This window comes from Allobosea sp. 117, assembly GCF_000702305.1.
Lineage (GTDB): Bacteria > Pseudomonadota > Alphaproteobacteria > Rhizobiales > Xanthobacteraceae > Ancylobacter.
In genome coordinates this window covers 141,291-161,555 of sequence record NZ_JNLC01000012.1, presented here as the reverse complement: position 1 = coordinate 161,555, position 20,265 = coordinate 141,291, and the positions used below count along the sequence as shown (strand labels likewise).

Below are 20,265 nucleotides of genomic sequence, written 5' to 3'. Positions count from 1 at the left end.
TTCGGATATCGGGGAAGGGCCGTCACGCGATGCGCGCGACAAGCTTGGCGACGAGGCCGTTCACCGTCTCGCCGTCGGCGCGGGCAGCGAAGGTGAGCGCCATGCGGTGCTTCAGGACTGGTTCGGCGAGCGCGGCGACGTCGTCGACCGACGGCGCGTAGCGCCCGTCCAGAAGCGCGCGGGCGCGCACCGCCAGCATCAGCGACTGCGAGGCGCGCGGGCCGGGGCCCCAGGCGATCAACTTGCCGAGCGCGCCGGCCTCGGCGCCAGGGCGGGCGGAGCGGACCAGCGTCAGGATCGCCTCGACCACCGACTCGCCGACCGGCAGGCGGCGCACCAGGCGCTGCGCGGCGGCGAGGTCCTCGGCGGTCATCACCGCGCGGGGCTTGGTCTCCTCGGCGCTGGTGGTGTCGAACAGGATGCGCCGCTCGGCGTCGCGGTCGGGATAGTCGACGTCGATCTCCATCAGGAAGCGGTCGAGCTGGGCTTCCGGAAGCGGGTAGGTGCCTTCCTGCTCCAGCGGGTTCTGCGTCGCCAGCACGTGGAACGGCTTGGGGAGGTCGTGGCGCACGCCGGCGACCGTCACATGGCCTTCCTGCATCGACTGCAGCAGCGCCGACTGGGTGCGCGGCGAGGCGCGGTTGATCTCGTCGGCCATCAGGAGCTGGGTGAAGACCGGGCCGGGAATGAAGCGGAAGGAGCGCCGCCCGCCTGCGCTCTCCTCCAGCACCTCGGCGCCGAGGATGTCGGACGGCATCAGGTCGGGGGTGAACTGCACGCGCCGCGCATCCAGCCCGAGCACCGTGCCGAGCGTCTCGACCAGCTTGGTCTTGGCGAGGCCGGGGACGCCGACGAGGAGCCCGTGGCCGCCGGAGAGGATGGTGATGAGCGCCCGCTCGACCACCGCTTCCTGGCCGAAGATCACCGCGCCGATGCCGGCGCGGGCGGCGCGCACATTGGCCGCCGTCGCTTCCGCGGTGCGGATGATCATGGTGTCGAGGGATTCGAAATTCTCGCCGGTGGCTGATGTCATATCGAGCTCCTGACCCTTCGTTGGCTATGTTGCGCTGCAACAAGAAACATTGCAATGCACTTCGCCACCTCGCCGGCTGTCGGCAGGTCAAGCTTACGCTATCTTCCCATCGCGTCGACCATCGGGCAGACCATCACGACTGCGCGATCTTTGCGCCGCAGCACGGAAATATTCATGGAATCAGACGCTTCGGCGCGATTTGCGGAATTGATGAGGGCCGTATCTGCCACAAGTGGCCGTTCTCCCGCGCCTGTGGACAGGTGGAATCCGCCCGATTGTGGCGAAATCGACATCCGTATCGACCGCGACGGCACCTGGTTCCATGAGGGCGCGCCGATCCGGCGAATGCCGCTCATCCGCCTGTTCGCCTCGGTGCTCGACCGCCGCGCCGGGCGCTATGTGCTGGTCACGCCGGCGGAAATGCTGTCGATCACGGTCGAGGACGCGCCGTTCCTCGCCGTTGAGATGGCGAGCGAGACCGACGAATCAGGCGTGCGGGGGCTGGTGTTCCGCACCAATCTCGACGAACTGGTCCGCTGCGATGCCGCGCATCCGCTGCGCTTCGATCGGGAGGCGGCGGGCGGGGGTTTGCGTCCCTATATTAGGGTACGCCGCGACCTTTGGGCGCGCCTCACCCGGTCCGTCGCGCTCGAACTCGCCGAACTCGTCGAGGAGCAGACGGTAAAGGGGGAGGGGGTGCTCGGCGTGGCGTCCGGCGGCGCCTTCTTCGCGATGGCGCCGGCGACCCTGCTGGATGAGCCGACATGAATACCGCAGTGCCTGCCCAGACGACCTCGCCGGCGCTCGGCGATTTCCTTGCCCGCGCGCATGCCCGGCTGAACCCCCAGCCCGATCTCGACGGCGAGCCGCCGCGCGGCGATCACGAGCTGACGCCGCAGTTTCGCGCTCTGGTCGACGGCCGGCCGGTGCGGGCGGCGGCGGTGCTGATCCCGGTGGTGGCCCGCCCTGAGCCGACCGTGCTGCTCACGCTGCGCTCCAACCACCTGCCGAACCATGCCGGCCAGATCGCCTTCCCGGGCGGCAAGATCGAGGCGGAGGATGCCGGCCCGCTCGCTGCCGCACTGCGCGAGGCGGAGGAGGAGATCGGCCTTGCGCGCGACCTCGTCTCGCCGCTCGGCTATCTCGACGCCTATCTCAGCCGTACCGGATTCCGCATAGTGCCGGTGGTCGGGATGGTGCGGCCCGAATTCGGCCTGACGCTGAACCCCGGCGAGGTCGACGAGGCGTTCGAGGTGCCGCTCGACTTCCTGATGACCCCGGCCAACCACCAGCGCCATTCGCGCGAGGCGGAGGGACTGGTGCGCACCTTCCACGCCATGGCCTATGAGAAGCGTTTCATCTGGGGCGTGACGGCCGGCATTTTGCGCAACCTCTATGAGCGGATGTACGGCTGATGCTGCGTGTCGCGATCACCGAGATCCTGCTGTTCATCACGCCCTTCGTGCTGTTCGCGCTCTATCTGCGCTTCGGCCGCGGCCTCGACAGCCTGGTCGAGGGCTGGTCGACGCGCGCCTTCGTGCTGTGCGCGCTGGCGGCGGTGCTGCTGGTCGCGGCGGGGCTGGTGTTCTTCGAATTCGAGACGCGCGGGCCGACCACCGGACGCTATGTGCCGCCCACCTGGAAGGACGGCATCCTCATTCCCGGGCATATCGAATGAGCGCGGTCCGTATTCCCCCGCTCGCCGAGAGCCATCCGGGATTGGAACGGGTGCTCGCCCTTCTCGACCATGACGGCGAGGAGGCCCGCGCGGTCGGCGGCGCGGTGCGCGACGCGCTGCTCGGCCTGCCGCGACGTGGCGATGTCGACGTCGCCACTACAGCGCGGCCCGAGGAGGTCATCCGCCGCGTCGAGGCCGCCGGCCTGAAGGCGGTGCCGACCGGCATCGAGCACGGCACGGTGACGGTGATCGCCGAGGGCGAGCCGTTCGAGGTGACGACGCTGCGCGAGGATGTCGAGACCGACGGGCGGCGCGCCAAGGTGGCGTTCGGGCGGAGCTGGCGGCACGACGCGGAGCGGCGCGACTTCACCATGAACGCGCTCTATCAGCAGCGCGACGGCACCGTCCTCGACCTCGTCGGCGGCATCGCGGATGCGCGTGCGGGCAAGGTGCGCTTCATCGGCGATGCGGACGAGCGTATCCGCGAGGATTACCTGCGCATCCTGCGGCTGTTCCGCTTCCACGCCGCCTATGGCCGGGGGGACCTCGATCCCGCGGCGCTGGCGGCGGCGATGCGGGGCCGGGAGGGCCTTTCGCAGCTCTCGCGCGAGCGGGTGCGGGCGGAGCTTATGAAGCTGCTGACGGCGCCACGCGCGGCCGACACGATCGAGGAGATGGAGGCCGCCGGCCTGCTCGCTCCGGTGCTCGGCGGCGCGGGCGATGTCGCCGCCTTCGCGCGGCTCGCCGCCATAGAGGCCGGGCTCGGCCTCGCGCCGGACGCGGTGCGCCGGCTCGGCGTGCTGGCGCTCGACGGTACCGGCGGCGAACCGCTTCAAGATAGGCTGCGGCTCTCCAATGCCGAGACGAAGCGGCTCGCGCCGATGGCGGATGCGCGGCTCGCCCTGTCACCGGACATCTCCGGGCTGGAGCACCGCGCCGCGCTCTATCACATGGGCGCGGAAGGCTACCGCGACCGCGTGCTCGCCGATTTCGCCCGCTCCGGTGCACCGGCGGACGATGCGGGTTGGCGCGAGCTCGCCGCCCTGCCGGAGCGCTGGAGCGCGCCGAAATTCCCGCTCAACGCCGGCGCCTTTCTGGCGCGCGGCCTGCCGCCGGGCCCGGAGGTCGGCGCGGCGCTCCGCCGTGCCGAAGCGCTGTGGATCGAGCGCGGCTTTCCCGAGGACCCGCTGGCGCTGGTCGCGCTGGTGCGGGACGCCATGCCGACGGCCTGATCCGGCCGCCTGACGTGACGTCAAATATTTTTCGTCATCGATGTCGGAAGCCGTATCACCGGTCCGTCCTTGGGCCGGGCAGGGAGTTGCGGACGGCCGGGCATCTTCCCAATGCGTCGGATTAGGCGGCCGGATAGACCAGCGAAAGGCGGACCGATGTCACCTGTTGCCAGCCAGATCTTCGTCAATCTCCCGGTCAAGGACCTCAAGGCGTCGGTGGATTTCTTCACCGCGCTCGGCTTCACCTTCAACCCGCAGTTCACCGACGAGAACGCGACCTGCATGATCATCGGCGAGAACATCTACGCGATGCTGCTGGTCGAGCCCTTCTTCGAGGGCTTCAGCAAGACGCCGATCCCCGATCCCCGCAAGGGCCACGAGGTGCTGATCGCACTGCAGGTGGAGAGCAACGCGAAGGTCGACGAGCTGATCGCCAAGGCGCTCGCGGCCGGCGGCACCGCCCCGCGCGCGGCGCAGGATCACGGCTTCATGTATTCCCACGGCTTCGACGACCTCGACGGCCATGTGTGGGAGATCTTCCACATGAGCCAGATGCCGCCGGCGGCGTGAGTGGCGCTTACCCCGGTGTCGTCATCCCGGTCGGTCCGGGATGACGACATAGGCTCACGGCCACTTCACCACCGGCGGCATGGAGGAGAGGATCGAATCGACATTGCCGCCGGTCTTCAGGCCGAACACCGTGCCGCGGTCATACAGCAGGTTGAACTCGACATAGCGGCCGCGGCGGACGAGCTGCTCCTCGCGCTCCGCCTCGCTCCACGGCGTCGCGAAATTGTGCCGCACGAGGCGCGGATAGACGTCGAGGAAGGCGAGGCCGACGGCGCGGGTGAAGTGGAAGTCGGCTTCCCAGTCGCCGCTGTCGAGCCAGTCGTAGAAGATGCCGCCGATGCCGCGCGGCTCGGCGCGGTGGGGCAGCCAGAAATACTCGTCGCACCATTGCTTGAAGCGGGCGTAGTCGACGTTCGGCCGCCCCTCGCAGGCGCCGCGCATGGCGGCGTGAAAGGCGATGGCGTCGGCATCCTCCTGGCTGCGGCGGCGGTCGAGCACCGGGGTGAGGTCGGCGCCGCCGCCGAACCACGCCTTGGAGGTGACGACATAGCGCGTGTTCATGTGCACCGCAGGCACATGCGGATTCGCCATGTGGGCGATGAGCGAGATGCCGGTGGCGTGGAAGAGGGACGATTCCTCCGCGCCGGGAATCTGCTTGCGGAACTCGGGCGCGAATTCGCCGAAGACGGTCGAGCAGTGCACGCCGACCTTCTCGAACAGCCGGCCCCGCATCATCGCGGTGACGCCACCCCCGCCCGGCGCGCCGGTGTGGTCGGTGCGCTGCCACGGCGTGCGGACGAAGCGGCCGGGCTCGCCGGGATAGAGGAAGGAGGGGGCCTCGTCCTCCAGCTTCTCGAAGACGGCGCAGATGCGGTTGCGCAGCTCCTCGAACCAGGCGCGGGCGGCGGCCTTCCGGCCTTCGGGTGTGTCTGCGGCTGTATCGTGCATCGCGCGCTCCTTCCGCCGCGGCTTCTAGAGCATCTTCCGCGAAGGGTGGAAGAGCTTTGCGACCGCACCATGCTCCACCACATAAGAGAGGCGCTTTTCCCTTCGGCGATTCGGCGGGGGCGGACCGGCTGCGACGCTTCGGGAGCGGCGGCGCGGGGCGATGCGCATGAGGTTTTCCGCGGCGCGACATACTCGCGCCGCATCGCGGGTCGAAAAGGCGCGGCATGCTGACACGGTTGTTTGCCTGGTTCGAGAATCTGGTCGATCCCTTCCGGCCGGCGCCGATCGAGCGTCCGCCGGAGCGGCTGATCGCCTTCTACTGGCACTTCGTGCGGCAGAGCGGTCGGGTGTTCGTCGCGGCCCTCTTCGCCGCTTTCCTCGTCGCCATCATCGAGGTGTCGCTGTTCCGCTATATCGGCCGGATCGTCGATCTTCTGCAGTCCTCCTCGCCGGCGACGATCTTCGCGGATCATGGCGGGCTGCTGCTCTGGATGGGGTTCGTGGTGGTGGTGGCGCGGCCCTGCGCGCAGCTCCTTCACGACCTTCTGGTGCGCCAGACCATCACCGCCAATTTCGGACCGATGATCCGCTGGCAGTCCTATCGCTGGGTGATCCGCCAGAGCGTCGGCTTCTTCAACAATGATTTCGCGGGGCGCATCGCCACCCGCGTGCTGCAGGCCGGCCCCGCGGTGCGCGGCTCGGTGGTCGAAGTGATCGACGCGCTCTGGTATGCGGGCATCTATGCCGGCAGTGCGGTGCTGCTGTTCGCCGAGGCGGACTGGCGGCTCGCCGTGCCGATGGTGTGCTGGATCCTCTTCTATGTCCTGGCGCTGGTGGTCTTCGTGCCGAAGATCCGGCACTTGTCGAAGCGCACCTCGGAGAGCAATTCGGCGCTCACCGGGCGCGTCGTCGACAGCTACACCAACATCCTGACCGTCAAGCTGTTCGCTCATTCCAACCGCGAGGACGGCTATGTGCGCTCCGCCCTCACGCGCAACGTCGCGGATAATGGCGGCCAGCAGCGGCAGATCACCCGCATGGCGTTCGCGGTGAGCGTGCTGAACAGCCTCATGCTCGGCGGGGTCGGCGGGCTCGGCGTGTGGCTGTGGTCGATCGGGGCGATCAATCTCGGCGCCATCGCGCTCTCCACAGGCCTTGCCATCCGCATCACCAACATGTCGGGCTGGATCATGTGGGTGGTGACCGGCGTGTTCGAGAATGTCGGGACGGTGCAGGAGGCGATCACCTCGCTGTCGCAGCCGCAGGACGTGACCGACCGCGAAGGCGCGCCGGCGCTGGCGATCCAGAAGGGCGAGATCCGCTTTCAGGACCTGAGCTTCCACTACGGGCGCGGTTCGGGGGTGATCGACAAACTCGACCTGACGATCCGGCCGGGCGAGCGGGTCGGCCTGGTCGGCCCTTCGGGTGCCGGCAAGTCGACGCTGGTGAGCCTGCTGCTGCGCTTCTACGACGCCGAGGACGGCCGCATCCTGATCGATGGGCAGGATGTGCGCGAGGTGGCGCAGGATACGCTGCGGGCGCAGATCGGCGTCGTCACGCAAGACACCTCGCTGCTGCATCGCTCGGTGCGCGACAACATCAGCTACGGCAATCCCGGTGCCAGCGAGGACGCCATCGCGGAGGCGGCTCGGCGTGCGCATGCCGAGGCCTTCATCGATACCCTGGTCGACCCGCAGGGCCGGCAGGGCCTCGACGCCCATGTCGGCGAGCGCGGTGTGAAGCTCTCCGGCGGCCAGCGTCAGCGCATCGCCATCGCCCGCGTGCTGCTCAAGGACGCGCCGATACTGGTGCTGGACGAGGCAACATCGGCGCTCGACTCGGAGGTCGAGGCGGCGATCCAGTCCAATCTCGACGAACTGATGGCCGGCAAGACGGTGATCGCCATTGCGCACCGGCTCTCGACCATCGCGCGCATGGACCGGCTGGTGGTGATGGACAAGGGCCGCATCGTCGAGACCGGAACCCACACCGAGCTGATCGCCCGCGACGGCCTCTATGCCCGCCTCTGGCGCCGCCAGTCCGGCGGCTTCATCGATGCCGAGGACACGACGGAGATGGCGGCGGAATGACCATCGCTCTCAACCCGCCGCAGGCCTGACAAATCCCCCCGTCTGCCTCAGCGCCTCGCCGGTAATCATCGCGCCGGCGACGGCGACGTTCAGCGAGCGTGCGCCCGCTGCCATGGGCACGATGACCCGCGCATCGGCACGTTCGTGGACGGCCTCCGGCACGCCGGTGCTCTCCCGGCCGAGCAGCAGCACGTCGGACGGCGCGAATCGGAAATCGGCATAGGCGAGCGCTCCGCGCGTGGTGGCCAGCACGAGGCGGCGGCCCTCTCCGCGCCGCCATGCCTCGAAGGCGGGAAAGCTCGGATGGCGCACAATTACGGCGCGGTCGAGATAATCCATGCCGGCGCGGCGGAATCCGGCGTCGCCCACGGGGAAGCCGGCGGGCTCGATGATGTGCAGGCCGAGCCCGAGGCAGGCGGCGAGACGCGCGAGCGTGCCGGCGTTCTGCGCGATGTCGGGTTCGTAGAGAGCGAGGGCGAGCCCGGCGGCGGGCGCGTCGGTCGATGAGGCGGTCGATGTCATGGCGGCTCCGTCGGCGGTCGGCGGCAGGTGTCCCCGGATGTCCCGGGGGCAGGACGGACTGCCGCACTGCGCTCATCTGGACAAGGGGCGGCGACGATGCAATTAGAGGCTCTCGAAGGTACGTCGCCCGTTTGCGCGCGCATGCGGGCGACGCGGTGCGTCGCGCGGGGGCACGGCGTTAGGGGTCGAGGGAAAAGGAACCGAACGTGGCAACAACGGAGACGGCGGAAACCACCCGCCGCGATTTCCTCTACATCGCCACCGGCGCCGTCGGCGCGGTCGGGGCGGCGGCGCTGATCTGGCCCTTCATCTCACAGCTTCAGCCGGACGCATCCGTGCTGGCGCTCTCCACCACCGAAGTGGACCTCTCGCAGATCGCCGAGGGCCAGATCGTCACGGTGAAGTGGCGCGGCAAGCCGATCTTCGTCTGGAACCGCACGCCGGACGACATCACCAAGGCGAAGGACGTCCAGCTCTCCGCCCTGCTCGATCCGGTCGCGCGCAACGCCAACCTGCCGGCCGACGCGCCGGCGACGGACGAGAACCGCGCCGCCAAAGACAAGGAAAAGTGGCTGGTCGTCATCGGCATCTGCACGCATCTCGGCTGCGTGCCGATCGGCCATTCCGGAGAGTATGACGGCTGGTTCTGCCCCTGCCACGGCTCGGAATATGACAGCGCGGGCCGCGTGCGCCGCGGTCCGGCGCCGGAAAACCTGCCCATCCCGCCTTATCAGTTCGTGTCCGACACGAAGATCTCCATCGGCTGAACCGGCCCAAGGGACCCGAGAGAACATGAGCGGACACGCGACATTCGAGCCGAAGAACCCGGCGCTCAAGTGGTTCGAGAGCCGGCTGCCCCTGGTCGGCCTGATCCATTCCTCCTTCATCGCCTATCCCACGCCCCGCAACCTGAACTACTGGTGGACCTTCGGCGGCATCCTGTCGCTGATGCTGGTCTGCCAGATCCTGTCGGGCGTGGTGCTGGTGATGCACTACACGCCGCATGTGACGCTTGCCTTCGACTCGGTCGAGCACATCATGCGCGACGTCAGCTATGGCTGGCTGATCCGCTACATCCATTCGAACGGCGCCTCGATGTTCTTCATCGCGGTGTACATTCACATGTTCCGCGGCCTCTATTACGGGTCCTACAAGTCCCCGCGCGAGGTGCTGTGGATCCTCGGCGTGATCATCTATCTGCTGATGATGGCGACCGGCTTCATGGGCTACGTGCTTCCCTGGGGCCAGATGAGCTTCTGGGGCGCCACCGTCATCACCAACCTGTTCTCGGCCTTCCCGCTCGTCGGCCCGACCATTGTGGAATGGCTGTGGGGCGGCTTCGCGGTCGACAATCCGACGCTGAACCGCTTCTTCTCGCTGCACTACCTGCTGCCCTTCATGATTGCGGGCGTCGTCGTCCTGCACGTCTGGGCGCTGCACGTGGTCGGCCAGAACAACCCGACCGGCGTCGATCCGAAGAGCGAGAAGGACACGGTGCCCTTCACGCCCTACGCGACCATCAAGGACGCGTTCGGCATGGTGTGCTTCCTGCTGTTCTTCGCTTGGTTCGTGTTCTACATCCCGAACTATCTCGGCCACGCCGACAACTACATCCCGGCCAACCCGCTGGTGACGCCGGCCCACATCGTGCCCGAATGGTACTACCTGCCGTTCTACGCGATGCTGCGCTCGGTGCCGGACAAGCTCGGCGGCGTGCTCACCATGTTCGGCGCGATCATCGTGCTGTTCTTCGTGCCGTGGCTCGACACCTCGAAGGTGCGCTCTGCGGCCTATCGCCCGCTGTTCAAGCAGTTCTTCTGGATCTGGATCGCGGTGTGCATCGGCCTCGGCTGGCTCGGCTCGAAGCCGGCGGAAGGCGGCTACGTGATCGCCGGCCGCATCCTGACCGTGTGGTACTTCGCGCACTTCCTGATCATCCTGCCGCTGCTCGGCCTGTTCGAGAAGCCGAAGCAGGTGCCGGCCTCGATCACCGAGTCCGTGCTGGGCAAGTCCAAGGCTTGAGCGGGAACAGAACGATGAACAAGCTCATGTCCTCGCTCTCCTTCGTCTCGCTGCGCTGCGGTGTTCTCGCCGGCGCGGTGGCGCTCGCCACGCTCGCCGGCGGCGCCGGCATGGCGTCCGCCCAGGAGCACGGGGCGCCGCAGCCGCACCGCGAATCCTGGACCTTCGCCGGTCCGTTCGGAAAGTACGACCGCGCGCAGCTCCAGCGCGGCTTCCAGGTGTTCAAGGAGGTCTGTGCCTCCTGCCACAGCGCGCATCTCTTCGCGTTTCGTAACCTCGCCCAGGAGGGCGGCCCGGGATTCACCGAGGAGCAGGCCAAGACGGTCGCCGAGGAGTACAAGGTCCAGGATGGCCCGAACGACGCCGGCGACATGTTCGAGCGTCCCGGCCGCCTGTCCGACCGCTGGCCCTCGCCCTTCCCGAACGAGCAGGCGGCGCGCGCCTCGAATGGCGGCGCTTTTCCGCCGGACTTCTCGGTGCTGGCCAAGGCGCGTACCTATGAGGTCGGCTTCCCGGGCTTCCTGATCGACATCGTGCGGCAGTACCAGGAGCAGGGGCCGGACTACATCCACGCCCTGCTTAACGGCTATAAGGACCCGCCGGAGGGCTTCAAGCTGCCGGAGGGGGCGCATTACAACGAGTACTTCCCCGGCCACGCGATCAAGATGCCGCCGCCGCTCTCGGCCGACCAGGTGACCTACAGCGACGGCACGCCGCAGACGGTCGACCAGTATTCGCGCGACGTCATCGCCTTCATGATGTGGCTCGCCGAGCCGCATCTCGAAGCGCGCAAGCGCATCGGCTTCCAGGTGATGATCTTCCTCATCGTCTTCGGCGGGTTGCTCTACTTCACCAAGAAGAAGGTGTGGAAGAAGGTCCACGACGAGCACGCCTGAGCCGGGCGCGTCCCGCCTCCCACATGCGAAGGGCCCCGATTGGGGCCCTTTTTGTTTGCCGGCCGTGATGAACATTTCCAACGGTGGACGTAACTCCCTGCCCAGCAACGTCATCCTGAGGTGCCCGGCCGCAGGCCGGCCTCGAAGGATGCTCGTCTCGCGCGCCCGGACGACCATCCTTCGAGGCTCGCTGGCGCGAGCACCTCAGGATGACGTGGTGTAATTGCGGTGGAGGAAAGATCGCGTTGCGCGAAGGCGTCTCTCGGCGCTGCGCTCACGCCTCCAGCCGCTCCACGAAGACGCAGTTGGCGAATTCGAAGGCGAGGCGGCCATACTGGTTGATGCCGGTCTCGTGGGTGAAGACGAGCCCCCATTCCGGGCGGCTGGCGCTCGGCTTCTTGGCGACGATCTCGCTCTCGAAGCTGATGGTGTCGCCGGCGAGCACCGGCTTGACCCATTTCATGTCCTTGAAGCCCGGGGAGGGGCCGACGCGCGGGATGCGCTCGCCATGGCGGCGCATGTCGTCGTGCAGGCGCTGCTGTGCCTGCGCGCGCAGTCGCGCCCAGATCGCCGCCGTGTGCCAGCCCGAGGCGACGAGGCCGCCGAAATGGCTGCGCGCCGCCGCTGCCGCGTCGAGATGGAAGGGCTGCGGGTCCCAGGCGCGGGCGAAGGCGACGATCTCGGCTGCAAGGAAGGTGTGCGAACCGAGCGGCGTGCGCAGGCCGATGGCGACATCCTCGAAGAACCTCATGGCAGATGTCCTCTCATGCCAGCCGGGCGCCGGGATTGCGACGGCCGAACATGATGACGCCTATGAGCTCGAAGACGATCGCATCGGTGGCGTCGATCAGCTCGAAGCGGAACTTCACCAGCCCCATCTCCGGCCGGCTCTTCGAGTCGCGCGTCTCCAGCACGGCGCGGCGCAGCTTGAGCACCGCACCGGGATGCACGGGGCGCAGAAACCGCACCTCCTCGATGCCGGGCGAGCCCATGGAATCGGCGTTGATCAGCAGGCCATCGGCGAGCAGCCGCATGAAGATCGCGCAGACATGCCATCCCGAGGCCGACAGGCCGCCGAGCCGCGTCGCCTCGGCGGCGGAATCGTCGAGATGGATGGGGTCGGGATCGTATTCCCGCGCGAAGGCGATGATCTCCTCGCGGCCCACCACATAGCGTCCGCAGGTCGCGACGTGGCCTTCGTGGAAATCCTCCCAGAACAGCATCGCGCCGTCGGCCTCCCTCGCTGCGTCAGGGCATGACAGGCGAGGCGGACGCCGAGGTCAAGCGCTCCTGCGTTTGGCCGGCGGCGTGCCGCACCTATGCCGGGAGAAATGCGGTGCCTGACGGCGCGCAGCGCGCCGTCAGGGCCTCGGTCAGGTGTTGAAGCGGAAGTGCAGAACGTCGCCATCGGCGACGATGTACTCCTTGCCTTCGAGCCGCAGCCGCCCGGCGTCGCGCGCGCCGGCCTCGCCCTTGCCCTTGACGTAGTCGTCATAGGCGATGGTCTCGGCGCGGATGAAGCCCTTCTCGAAATCGGTATGGATCACCCCGGCGGCGCCAGGCGCCTTGGTGCCGGCGGTGATGGTCCAGGCGCGCGCTTCCTTCGGGCCGACGGTGAAGTAGGTCACGAGCTGCAGCAGCTCGTAGCCGGCGCGGATGACCCGGTTGAGGCCGGGCTCGTCGAGGTCGATGGCTTCGAGATAGTCCTTCTGCTCGTCCGGTGGCAGCACGGCGATCTCGCTCTCGATCTTGGCGGAGACCACCACCGCCTTGGCGCCTTCTTCCTCAGCGCGGGCGAACACCTGCGCGGAGAGCGCGTTACCCTCCTTCGCCGAGGCCTCCTCGACGTTGCAGACATAGAGCACCGGCTTGGAGGAAAGCAGGCCGAGCATGCGGAAGGCCTTCTCCTCCTCCGGCTTCACCGCGACGAGGCGGGCGGGCTTTCCCTCGCGCAGCAGGACGAGGGCGCGGTTCATGAGGTCGAGCGTCTCCTTCGCCTCCTTGTCGCCGCCCTTGGCCTTCTTCTCCAGCGCCGCCGCGCGCTTCTCGAGGCTTTCGAGATCGGCGAGCATCAGCTCGGTCTCGATGGTCTCGATGTCGTTGATCGGGGCGATCTTGCCGTCGACATGGGTGACGTCGCCATCCTCGAAGCAGCGCACCACATGGGCGATGGCGTCACATTCGCGGATATTGGCGAGGAACTGGTTGCCGAGGCCCTCGCCCTTGGAGGCGCCGCGCACCAGGCCGGCGATGTCGACGAAGGTGAGCCGCGTCGGCACGATGGCCTGCGAGCCGGCGATGCCCGCCAGCGTGTCGAGCCGCGGATCGGGCACGGCGACCTCGCCGACATTCGGCTCAATGGTGCAGAAGGGATAGTTCGCCGCCTGCGCCGCCGCCGTCTGCGTCAGCGCGTTGAAGAGGGTCGACTTGCCGACGTTCGGCAGGCCGACGATGCCACATTTGAAGCCCATGGGGGTCGCTGCTCGTCGTCTGAAAAGGTTGTGCCGTGGTTAGGCAAGTCGGGCCTGATAGGCAAGCGGATCGCCGGTCAGCCCGGCTTGCCCGCCGCCTTCACGCCGTTGAAGCCGCGCGCTTCGAGGAAGAGATGGATCCGGCTCTGGAACTCGTCGAGCCGGTGCGCGATCAGGAGCTCGGCGAAATCGGCGCAGCCCTCGCACACCGCCTCCACCCAGTCCTTCTCGGACTTGGCGAAGTCGTTCAGCACGAAGGGCATGACGAGGTTCTTGTCACCGGGATGGCCGATGCCGAGGCGTACGCGGCCATAATCGTTGCCGCAATGGGCGGTCACCGAGCGCAGGCCGTTGTGCCCGGCATTTCCGCCGCCGAACTTGGCGCGCACCTTGGCGGGCGGCAGGTCGAGCTCGTCATGGAAGACGAAGATGTCGTCGAGCTCGACCTTGTAGAAGCGCTGCGCCTCGGCGACGGCACGGCCGGACTCGTTCATGAAGGTCTCGGGCAATAGCGCGAGCACCTTCTCGCCGGCGATCTCGCCCTCGCAGGCCGCGCCCTGAAAGCGCCGGCGCCACGGCGAAAAGCGATGGCGGCGGACGATCGCGTCCACCGCCATGAAGCCGATATTGTGCCGGTTGCCGGCATATTTCGGGCCGGGATTGCCGAGCCCCGCGAACAGGAACACGGAGAGCGCGCCTCCCGAAGACTTGCCTCGATCCGCCGAGAATGAGACGGCCCGGCGATGCCGGACCGTCGATGCCGCGCGATCAGCTCTTCTTGGCCGGGGTCGCGGCGGACGCAGCCGCGGCTGCGGCGGCAGCGGCCTCGTCAGCCTCCGCCTCCTTGAGGCCCGACGGGGCGACGATGGTGGCGAGCGTGTCGTCGCCGTGGATCGCCGAGGTCACGCCCGCCGGCAGGGCGACGGACGACAGATGCACCGAGTCGCCGATCTCGCGGCCGGTGAGGTCCACGTTGATGGCGTCCGGGATCGCATCGGCCGGCACGTTCAGCGCAACGGTGTGGCTGACGATGTTCAGCGTGCCGCCGCGCTTGATGCCCGGCGAGGCTTCGGCGTTGACGAAGTGCACGGGCACGTCCACCTCGAGGGTCGCGCCAATGGCGACGCGCAGGAAATCGACATGCAGCGGCAGGTCCTTGATCGGGTCGAGCTGGTAGTCGCGCGGGATCACGCGGTGCTTCTCGCCCTCGACGTCGACGTTGAACAACGTCGTCAGGAAGTGGCCGGCATAGATGGTGCGGGTGATCTCGGTGTAGTCGAGCGAGATGCCGAGGGGGGCCTTGCCGTCGCCGTAGATCACGGCGGGCACGCGTCCGGCGCGGCGTTCTGCACGAGCGGCCCCCTTGCCGACCTTCGCGCGCGCCGTCGCCTTCAGTTCCTTGATGGCGGTCATGGGTTCGTCCTTTTCGCGCCATGCCTCGCGGCACGGCAATAAAATGAGCCCGGCGGCAGACCGCCACTCTTGCGGCGCTCCCGTCGGGGCGGTTCAGTACGGATGTCGCCCGGCGCGCCTCCAGGGGTGCGGATAGGCCGAGCGACGCGGGCTCATAGCAGCAAAGCCGTTGCAGGGCAATGATGCGCGGCTTCCGCCGGGTCCGACGCGACGTCAGAGTGCGGCCGGAAGATAGCTCAGGCCTATTCCCGCCGCCGCGCAGACCGCAAGCGTCGGGATCATGCCGAGCCGGAAGCGCAGCATGGCGACCATCGCGCCCGTCGCCAGCAGCGCCGCCCGCCAGTCGATCGAGTCCGGCACCGGCACGTCGGGCCCGACGCCGAACAGGTCGAGCGTGCGCACCTCGCGGAAGACGACATGCAGCGCGAACCAGAGGGCGAGGTTCATGACGACGCCGACCACGGCGGCGGTGATGGCCGAGAGCGCCGCCGTGATCGCCCGGTTGCCGCGCAGCGCCTCGACATAGGGCGCGCCGAGGAAGATCCAGAGGAAGCAGGGCGCGAAGGTCACCCAAGTGGTCAGCAGCGCGCCGAGGCACCCCGCGAGCAGCGGATCGAGCGATCCGGGCGCGCGGTAGGCGGCGAGGAAGCCGACGAACTGCAGCACCATGATCAGCGGCCCCGGCGTGGTCTCGGCAAGCCCGAGCCCGTCCACCATCTCGCCGGGCGCCAGCCAGCCGAAGCCATCGACCGCCGCCTGCGCGACATAGGCGAGCACGGCATAGGCGCCGCCGAAGGTCACCACCGCCATGGCGCTGAAGAAGCCGCCGATCTGCGTCCACACGCTGGAGGAGCCGGTGGCGAGCCAGAGCAGCAGCACCGGACCGAGCCAGACCGGCAGCCAGACCGCCAGCACACGAAATGCCCGTGGCCAGGAGGGATCGGCATGGGCGAGCTCGCCGCGCTCATACATGCGGTCGATAATGCCCGGCATCTCCACCGCGGCGCCCCTGCCGCCATGGCTGCCGCCGGCGAACAGCTCCGGCGCCGCCCGACTGCCGAACCAGCCAAAGAGGCCGGCGGCGAGGATGATCAGTGGGAACGGCACGTGTAGGACATAGATGCCGATGAAGGCCGCGACGGCGATGCCGATCATGACGCGGTTCTTCAACGCCCGCCGGCCGATGCGCAGCACCGCCTCGACGACGACGGCGAGCACCGCCGCCTTCGCGCCGAAGAACGCGGCATCGATCAGCGGCACGTGGCGGTAAAGCACGTAGAGGATGCTGAGGCCCAGCATGACGAGGGCGCCGGGCAGCAGGAAGAGCATTCCGGCGGCCAGCCCGCCGACGGTGCGGTGCATCAGCCAGCCGATATAGGTGGCGAGCTGCTGCGCCTCCGGGCCGGGCAGCAGCATGCAGTAGTTGAGCGCGTGGAGGAAACGCTGCTCGCCGATCCAGCGGCGCTCCTCCACCAGTTCCTTGTGCATCAGCGCGATCTGGCCGGCGGGGCCGCCGAAGCTGAGCAGGCCGATCCTGGCCCAGACGCGGGTCGCCTCTGCGAGGCTCGGCGCGGCGGGGGCGGCGGATGCGTCTTGCGTCGTCAGGGAGATCGACATGGCTGCCTCCCTCACGCCGGCTTCGGGCCGGATGGCCAGTTGTGGGTCTCCTCGGTCGCGTCGCGGCACCAGCGATAGAACGCATCGTAGAGCAGCATGCCGGCCTCGAGCTGTTCGAGGTCGTCGCGGAACATCCGCGAGAGGCCGAGCGAGGCGGCGAGGAATCCCGCCGCCTGCGGCGCGAGGTCGAGGCGCGCGGTGTCGGCGGCGCGCACGATGATCGCCAGCCGGTCCAGAGGCGCGCAGGACAGGCCGAATTCCTCGATCATGGTGTCGAAGGTGCAGCGCTCGCCGCGATGGCTCCAGAACACGCCGTCGATGTCGAAAGGCGTGGCGCCGAAGCGCTCGGCGACCGCCGCTACTTCCGACGCCGCGACGAAGAGGAAAACGGCGTCCGGGTCGACGAAGCGACGGATGAGCCATGGGCAGGCGATGCGATCGACCTTGGGCCGGGCGCGCGTCACCCATATTGTGCGGCCCGCGCCGTCGCGCGGGGGCAGGGCCTTGGCGGAGACGAGCGGCCCGCCGGCGTCGCGCCAGGCTTCGAACCCGCCTTCGAGGGTCTCCGCCCTGATGCCTTCGTGGAGCAGCCAGGCGGTGACGGCCTGGCTGAGCTTCAGGCCGCGCTGGCAGACCACGACGACCGCCTGATCCGCGAAGTCGTGCGCCCATGCGGTGACGCCCAGCGCGTCGCGGCGCAGGCTGGCGGGCAGAAGTCGCGGATCGGCGTCGACGTCCTGCTGCGTGCGGACGTCAATGATCGTCGGTACGCCGGGCAAGCCGACGAGGCGCATGAGCTGGGATGCGGTGATTTCGGTGTTCGATGGCATGAGCGTCCATCCCTTGATCGGGAACATGGACGCGATGTTTGGGCTGCCGCCTCACGGGGTAATCGCGATCAACCCCTTGCTTACAATCTAGCCTCTGGACCTCTTGCGCACAAGCTGCGCCTCGCGGCCGCCCGCCAGTCAGAACTTGCCGAGGACGCCGGCGCGCAGCGCGCCGCTGGCCGCGCTGTCGGGGGTGGCGGAGCGCTCGACGGAGATGAAGCGCTCATAGTGGCCGAGCGGGCTGCGCAGTTCAACCGAGGTCTTGACCTCGGTGGTGTTGGCGACTTCCACGCTGGTGCCGAGGCTCTCGCCGGGCGTGCCGACGCCGAGCGTGTCGAGCGGCACCTTGTAGCTGCTGCCGAGCGCGACGCCCTTGTAGAGCGAGACATTGCCGAGGCTGCTCGCCGCGCCGGCATTGCCAGTGCCATAGACGACGAAATTGTCGAGCGAATAGTCGACGCGCCCCTTCAATTCGCCATTGGCGCCGCCGGGCTTGGTGGCGAGCGCGGACGACACCGGGGCGCTGGTCGAGACCTTGCTGCTCAGCGACAGGCTGGCCGGTCCCTGGTTGAGATCGACGGTCGTCGGCATCGAGGCGGGGGTGCCCGGTGTCTTGGCCTTCCGGCTCTGGCGGGCGATGGTTTCGGCCGGGGTCGGCTCGGGTGCCGGCACCGCGTCGAGATCGCCGAGGCCGAGATCGAGCGTGGTGAAGAGCGAGGGGGCAGGGACGTCGCTGGCCTCGTCGTCGGGTGCCTGCGCGGCCTCGACGGCCTGTCCGTCCTCGGGCTGGGCGGCCGCCTCGGCGGTCGTACCCGCGCCCGCCTCGTCCTCATGTTCCGGCGTCACCACGACGACAATCCCAGCCCACGGATCGGTCGCGGGTCGGGTCTGCGCAAGGGCCGGCACCTGAAGGCCGAGCAGGAGCAATGCAGGCAACAACACACGCTGCATGAGATATTCCCCGTTCGATCGGCGAGCGGGAATCATCGCCGGCAATCGTGGAACGAAAATGGCGCAGTGCAAAAAAAATCGATCCGGCGCGACGGTGAGGTCAGTCGAACAGGCTGGAGACGCTTTCCTCATGCGCCGTGCGGCCGATGGCCTCGGCGATCAGCGTGCCGACGGAGACGACCCGGATATTGCGCGCGACGCGCACCGCCTCGGTGGGCTGGATGGTGTCGGTGATCACCAGTTCCTTGAGGTTGGAGGCGGTGACGCGGGCCACCGCGCCGCCGGAGAGCACACCATGGGTGATGTAGGCGTGCACCTCGGTGGCGCCGCGCTCCAGCAGCGCGTCGGCGGCGTTCACCAGCGTGCCGCCGGAATCGATGATGTCGTCGACGAGGATGCAGCGCTTGCCCTCGACATCGCCGATGACGTTCATCACCTCGCTCTCGCCGGGGCGCTCGCGCCGCTTGTCGACGATGGCGAGCTGGGCGTCGATGCGCTTGGCCAGCGCGCGGGCGCGCACCACGCCGCCGACGTCCGGCGAGACCACGGTGATGTTGCCGAGGTCGAAGCGCTCCTTGATGTCCTGGACCATCACCGGCGCGGCGAAGAGGTTGTCGGTCGGGATATCGAAGAAGCCCTGGATCTGGCCGGCATGGAGGTCGACGGTCAGCACGCGGTCGGCGCCTGCATGGGTGATCAGGTTGGCCACCAGCTTGGCCGAGATCGGCGTGCGGCCGGAGGAGCGGCGGTCCTGCCTCGCATAGCCGAAATAGGGGATCACCGCGGTGATGCGGCGGGCCGAGGAGCGGCGCAGCGCATCGGTGATGATGAGCAGCTCCATCAGGTGGTCATTGGTCGGGAAGGAGGTCGACTGCAGGACGAAGACGTCCTTGCCGCGCACGTTCTCCTGGATCTCGACGAAGATCTCCATGTCGGCGAAGCGCCGCACCACGGCCTTGGTCAGCGGGGTCGCGAGATAGGCGCCGATCGCCTCCGCCAGCGGGCGATTTGCATTGCCCGAGACAAGTTTTATCGACCCGTTGTTACTGGACATTCCGGCGCGCTCCCAGCCGTGCTTCCTGCTCGGCGGCCGTCGCACGGCCGTCGCGAAGCCCTGATAGGCGGGCCGGCCCGCCCTGTAAAGCGTGCGTTTGCCGCCTTTCCCCCGTGAGAGGGATCGGACGATCGGTGCGCTCGGATGGACGATCGGGCCGATGCGGGCGGTGGCGCCCGGCTCGGGATGAGCGGCTCGGGTGGGCTCAGCGGCTGGGCGCCGCCAGCGCCAGGGCGGGCGCCGCGCCCGCCGGCAGGACGGCATCGTCGGGAATGTCGCTCGGCGCGCTGGCGACCGCCGGCCCGTCGCCGACCGGCACGTCGGAGGGCTCGCTCGGGCTCGCTGCAGGCGCGGCCGGAGCCGGGCGGCTCGGGACCGGCTTCCCGTCGAGGCGGGCGACGATCTCGTCGAGGCTCTGGCTGGCGATACGCTGGATCATGGCGTCGTCGCAGCGTGCCCAAATGTCCGCGGCCTTGCCGACCGGCTCGGTGCCGGCGACGCGCAGCACCCGCACCTTGTCGCGGTCGAACACGTCCCACGCGTAGTCGACCATGCTCTGGCCCTCCACTGTCGTGGCGGCGAGATAGCCGCGCACGCGGTAGCTCGCCTCGCCCTCGCGCGAGACGACGCGCAGATTGCGCTGGTCGGCTTCGGTCGTGAGGTTGGCGACGAGCTTGTGGAATACCGGCTGGGGCGGGCCGTCGATCGATTCGAAGGCGATGGCGGGACTGCCGCCTGCGCTCATCCCGGCCTTGGCCGTGGGGCTGTTGCCGCCGCCGGTCTGGCAGCCGGCCAGCGCGAAGGCCACCGCCATGGCGGCCGACATGCGTTTCCATCCCCGGCGTGGCCGTTCGGTCATAAGCGCCGTCCCCTGATCGCCGGACGCGCCGCGTATCATTCTCCTCGAGGAGACGCCGCTTTGTCGCCGGTAACGCGCT

22 protein-coding genes are annotated in these 20,265 nt (G+C 68.5%); 9 read left to right on the top strand and 13 right to left on the bottom strand.

Going from position 1 to position 20,265, the window contains the following annotated elements:
• Positions 1 to 22: 22 nt before the first annotated feature.
• The gene (locus U742_RS0109955) at positions 23 to 1,033 is read right to left on the bottom strand and encodes an AAA family ATPase (RefSeq protein ID WP_029352539.1); all 1,011 of its coding nucleotides are present in this window, start codon (positions 1,031 to 1,033) and stop codon (positions 23 to 25) included.
• A gap of 54 nt (positions 1,034 to 1,087) precedes the next feature.
• On the opposite strand from U742_RS0109955, the gene U742_RS0109950 reads away from it, so the two are divergent.
• The 5 genes from U742_RS0109950 (at position 1,088) to U742_RS0109930 (ending at position 4,513) form a co-directional block, all read left to right on the top strand.
• The gene (locus U742_RS0109950) at positions 1,088 to 1,801 is read left to right on the top strand and encodes a DUF1285 domain-containing protein (protein ID WP_248310321.1); all 714 of its coding nucleotides are present in this window, start codon (positions 1,088 to 1,090) and stop codon (positions 1,799 to 1,801) included.
• Positions 1,798 to 2,448 carry a CoA pyrophosphatase gene (locus U742_RS0109945; protein WP_029352536.1) on the top strand — a complete coding sequence of 217 codons (651 nt, stop codon included), beginning with the start codon at positions 1,798 to 1,800 and terminating at the stop codon, positions 2,446 to 2,448. The genes U742_RS0109950 and U742_RS0109945 overlap by 4 nt, the downstream gene beginning before the upstream one ends.
• Positions 2,448 to 2,711, top strand: a complete 264-nt coding sequence (locus U742_RS0109940; RefSeq protein ID WP_029352535.1) for a DUF6111 family protein — start codon at positions 2,448 to 2,450, stop codon at positions 2,709 to 2,711. The genes U742_RS0109945 and U742_RS0109940 overlap by 1 nt, the downstream gene beginning before the upstream one ends.
• Positions 2,708 to 3,943 carry a CCA tRNA nucleotidyltransferase gene (locus U742_RS0109935; protein ID WP_029352533.1) on the top strand — a complete coding sequence of 412 codons (1,236 nt, stop codon included), beginning with the start codon at positions 2,708 to 2,710 and terminating at the stop codon, positions 3,941 to 3,943. The genes U742_RS0109940 and U742_RS0109935 overlap by 4 nt, the downstream gene beginning before the upstream one ends.
• Before the next feature lie 156 nt (positions 3,944 to 4,099).
• On the top strand, positions 4,100 to 4,513 hold the full coding sequence (locus tag U742_RS0109930) for a VOC family protein (protein ID WP_029352531.1): 414 nt from the start codon (positions 4,100 to 4,102) through the stop codon (positions 4,511 to 4,513).
• Between the two features lie 54 nt (positions 4,514 to 4,567).
• Here U742_RS0109930 and hemF read toward each other — a convergent pair whose 3' ends face one another.
• Positions 4,568 to 5,461, bottom strand: a complete 894-nt coding sequence (gene hemF / locus U742_RS0109925; RefSeq protein WP_029352530.1) for an oxygen-dependent coproporphyrinogen oxidase — start codon at positions 5,459 to 5,461, stop codon at positions 4,568 to 4,570.
• 224 nt (positions 5,462 to 5,685) lie between these two features.
• Between hemF and U742_RS0109920 the strand changes: the two genes are divergently transcribed.
• Positions 5,686 to 7,551: an ABC transporter ATP-binding protein gene (locus U742_RS0109920; RefSeq protein ID WP_029352528.1), complete on the top strand. Its 1,866-nt coding sequence runs from the start codon at positions 5,686 to 5,688 to the stop codon at positions 7,549 to 7,551.
• Between the two features lie 9 nt (positions 7,552 to 7,560).
• Here U742_RS0109920 and U742_RS0109915 read toward each other — a convergent pair whose 3' ends face one another.
• The gene (locus U742_RS0109915) at positions 7,561 to 8,073 is read right to left on the bottom strand and encodes a tRNA (cytidine(34)-2'-O)-methyltransferase (RefSeq protein WP_051661017.1); all 513 of its coding nucleotides are present in this window, start codon (positions 8,071 to 8,073) and stop codon (positions 7,561 to 7,563) included.
• A 206-nt stretch (positions 8,074 to 8,279) separates the two neighbouring features.
• Here U742_RS0109915 and petA point away from each other — a divergent pair, with 206 nt between their 5' ends.
• From petA to U742_RS0109900, 3 genes are read left to right on the top strand one after another with little or no spacing between them, the layout of a single operon-like run.
• A complete protein-coding gene (petA, locus tag U742_RS0109910; protein ID WP_029352524.1) occupies positions 8,280 to 8,840 on the top strand; it encodes a ubiquinol-cytochrome c reductase iron-sulfur subunit in 561 nt (186 codons plus the stop codon).
• A 25-nt stretch (positions 8,841 to 8,865) separates the two neighbouring features.
• Positions 8,866 to 10,095 carry a cytochrome b gene (locus U742_RS21990; protein ID WP_051661016.1) on the top strand — a complete coding sequence of 410 codons (1,230 nt, stop codon included), beginning with the start codon at positions 8,866 to 8,868 and terminating at the stop codon, positions 10,093 to 10,095.
• Positions 10,096 to 10,109: 14 nt separating this feature from the next.
• Entirely contained in the window at positions 10,110 to 10,991 is an 882-nt protein-coding gene (locus U742_RS0109900) for a cytochrome c1 (RefSeq protein ID WP_029352522.1), read from the top strand.
• Positions 10,992 to 11,265: 274 nt separating this feature from the next.
• Here U742_RS0109900 and U742_RS0109895 read toward each other — a convergent pair whose 3' ends face one another.
• The 10 genes from U742_RS0109895 to U742_RS0109850 all read right to left on the bottom strand — a co-directional run bounded on the left by U742_RS0109895 (position 11,266) and on the right by U742_RS0109850 (position 20,153).
• A complete protein-coding gene (locus U742_RS0109895; protein WP_029352521.1) occupies positions 11,266 to 11,742 on the bottom strand; it encodes a MaoC family dehydratase in 477 nt (158 codons plus the stop codon).
• A gap of 13 nt (positions 11,743 to 11,755) precedes the next feature.
• On the bottom strand, positions 11,756 to 12,214 hold the full coding sequence (locus U742_RS0109890) for a MaoC family dehydratase (RefSeq protein ID WP_029352519.1): 459 nt from the start codon (positions 12,212 to 12,214) through the stop codon (positions 11,756 to 11,758).
• Between the two features lie 150 nt (positions 12,215 to 12,364).
• A complete protein-coding gene (ychF, locus tag U742_RS0109885) occupies positions 12,365 to 13,462 on the bottom strand; it encodes a redox-regulated ATPase YchF (RefSeq protein WP_029352516.1) in 1,098 nt (365 codons plus the stop codon).
• Between the two features lie 77 nt (positions 13,463 to 13,539).
• The gene (gene pth, locus U742_RS0109880; RefSeq protein WP_029352514.1) at positions 13,540 to 14,148 is read right to left on the bottom strand and encodes an aminoacyl-tRNA hydrolase; all 609 of its coding nucleotides are present in this window, start codon (positions 14,146 to 14,148) and stop codon (positions 13,540 to 13,542) included.
• 82 nt (positions 14,149 to 14,230) lie between these two features.
• The gene (locus U742_RS0109875) at positions 14,231 to 14,875 is read right to left on the bottom strand and encodes a 50S ribosomal protein L25/general stress protein Ctc (RefSeq protein WP_029352512.1); all 645 of its coding nucleotides are present in this window, start codon (positions 14,873 to 14,875) and stop codon (positions 14,231 to 14,233) included.
• Positions 14,876 to 15,088: 213 nt separating this feature from the next.
• Positions 15,089 to 16,492, bottom strand: a complete 1,404-nt coding sequence (gene chrA, locus U742_RS0109870) for a chromate efflux transporter (protein WP_029352510.1) — start codon at positions 16,490 to 16,492, stop codon at positions 15,089 to 15,091.
• An 11-nt stretch (positions 16,493 to 16,503) separates the two neighbouring features.
• Positions 16,504 to 17,322, bottom strand: a complete 819-nt coding sequence (locus tag U742_RS0109865) for a chromate resistance protein ChrB domain-containing protein (RefSeq protein ID WP_029352508.1) — start codon at positions 17,320 to 17,322, stop codon at positions 16,504 to 16,506.
• Between the two features lie 138 nt (positions 17,323 to 17,460).
• The gene (locus U742_RS0109860; RefSeq protein ID WP_156034189.1) at positions 17,461 to 18,273 is read right to left on the bottom strand and encodes a hypothetical protein; all 813 of its coding nucleotides are present in this window, start codon (positions 18,271 to 18,273) and stop codon (positions 17,461 to 17,463) included.
• A 100-nt stretch (positions 18,274 to 18,373) separates the two neighbouring features.
• Positions 18,374 to 19,327 carry a ribose-phosphate pyrophosphokinase gene (locus U742_RS0109855; RefSeq protein WP_029352505.1) on the bottom strand — a complete coding sequence of 318 codons (954 nt, stop codon included), beginning with the start codon at positions 19,325 to 19,327 and terminating at the stop codon, positions 18,374 to 18,376.
• A gap of 205 nt (positions 19,328 to 19,532) precedes the next feature.
• Positions 19,533 to 20,153, bottom strand: coding sequence for a hypothetical protein (locus tag U742_RS0109850; protein ID WP_248310320.1), 621 nt, complete (start codon positions 20,151 to 20,153; stop codon positions 19,533 to 19,535).
• Between the last annotated feature and the right edge of the window lie 112 nt (positions 20,154 to 20,265).

What these genes read in the sequence shown, in the direction of transcription:
- U742_RS0109915 (WP_051661017.1), bottom strand. Translation starts at nt 8,073, where the DNA reads ATGACATCGACCGCCTCATCGACCGACGCGCCCGCCGCCGGGCTCGCC.
- U742_RS0109900 (WP_029352522.1), top strand. Translation starts at nt 10,110, where the DNA reads ATGAACAAGCTCATGTCCTCGCTCTCCTTCGTCTCGCTGCGCTGCGGT.
- U742_RS0109860 (WP_156034189.1), bottom strand. Translation starts at nt 18,273, where the DNA reads ATGCAGCGTGTGTTGTTGCCTGCATTGCTCCTGCTCGGCCTTCAGGTG.
- chrA (WP_029352510.1), bottom strand. Translation starts at nt 16,492, where the DNA reads ATGTCGATCTCCCTGACGACGCAAGACGCATCCGCCGCCCCCGCCGCG.
- U742_RS0109890 (WP_029352519.1), bottom strand. Translation starts at nt 12,214, where the DNA reads ATGCTGTTCTGGGAGGATTTCCACGAAGGCCACGTCGCGACCTGCGGA.
- U742_RS21990 (WP_051661016.1), top strand. Translation starts at nt 8,866, where the DNA reads ATGAGCGGACACGCGACATTCGAGCCGAAGAACCCGGCGCTCAAGTGG.
- U742_RS0109855 (WP_029352505.1), bottom strand. Translation starts at nt 19,327, where the DNA reads ATGTCCAGTAACAACGGGTCGATAAAACTTGTCTCGGGCAATGCAAAT.
- U742_RS0109930 (WP_029352531.1), top strand. Translation starts at nt 4,100, where the DNA reads ATGTCACCTGTTGCCAGCCAGATCTTCGTCAATCTCCCGGTCAAGGAC.
- hemF (WP_029352530.1), bottom strand. Translation starts at nt 5,461, where the DNA reads ATGCACGATACAGCCGCAGACACACCCGAAGGCCGGAAGGCCGCCGCC.
- U742_RS0109955 (WP_029352539.1), bottom strand. Translation starts at nt 1,033, where the DNA reads ATGACATCAGCCACCGGCGAGAATTTCGAATCCCTCGACACCATGATC.
- U742_RS0109935 (WP_029352533.1), top strand. Translation starts at nt 2,708, where the DNA reads ATGAGCGCGGTCCGTATTCCCCCGCTCGCCGAGAGCCATCCGGGATTG.
- U742_RS0109950 (WP_248310321.1), top strand. Translation starts at nt 1,088, where the DNA reads ATGCACTTCGCCACCTCGCCGGCTGTCGGCAGGTCAAGCTTACGCTAT.
- U742_RS0109875 (WP_029352512.1), bottom strand. Translation starts at nt 14,875, where the DNA reads ATGACCGCCATCAAGGAACTGAAGGCGACGGCGCGCGCGAAGGTCGGC.
- U742_RS0109850 (WP_248310320.1), bottom strand. Translation starts at nt 20,153, where the DNA reads ATGTCGGCCGCCATGGCGGTGGCCTTCGCGCTGGCCGGCTGCCAGACC.
- U742_RS0109940 (WP_029352535.1), top strand. Translation starts at nt 2,448, where the DNA reads ATGCTGCGTGTCGCGATCACCGAGATCCTGCTGTTCATCACGCCCTTC.
- U742_RS0109920 (WP_029352528.1), top strand. Translation starts at nt 5,686, where the DNA reads ATGCTGACACGGTTGTTTGCCTGGTTCGAGAATCTGGTCGATCCCTTC.
- U742_RS0109865 (WP_029352508.1), bottom strand. Translation starts at nt 17,322, where the DNA reads ATGCCATCGAACACCGAAATCACCGCATCCCAGCTCATGCGCCTCGTC.
- ychF (WP_029352516.1), bottom strand. Translation starts at nt 13,462, where the DNA reads ATGGGCTTCAAATGTGGCATCGTCGGCCTGCCGAACGTCGGCAAGTCG.
- U742_RS0109895 (WP_029352521.1), bottom strand. Translation starts at nt 11,742, where the DNA reads ATGAGGTTCTTCGAGGATGTCGCCATCGGCCTGCGCACGCCGCTCGGT.
- U742_RS0109945 (WP_029352536.1), top strand. Translation starts at nt 1,798, where the DNA reads ATGAATACCGCAGTGCCTGCCCAGACGACCTCGCCGGCGCTCGGCGAT.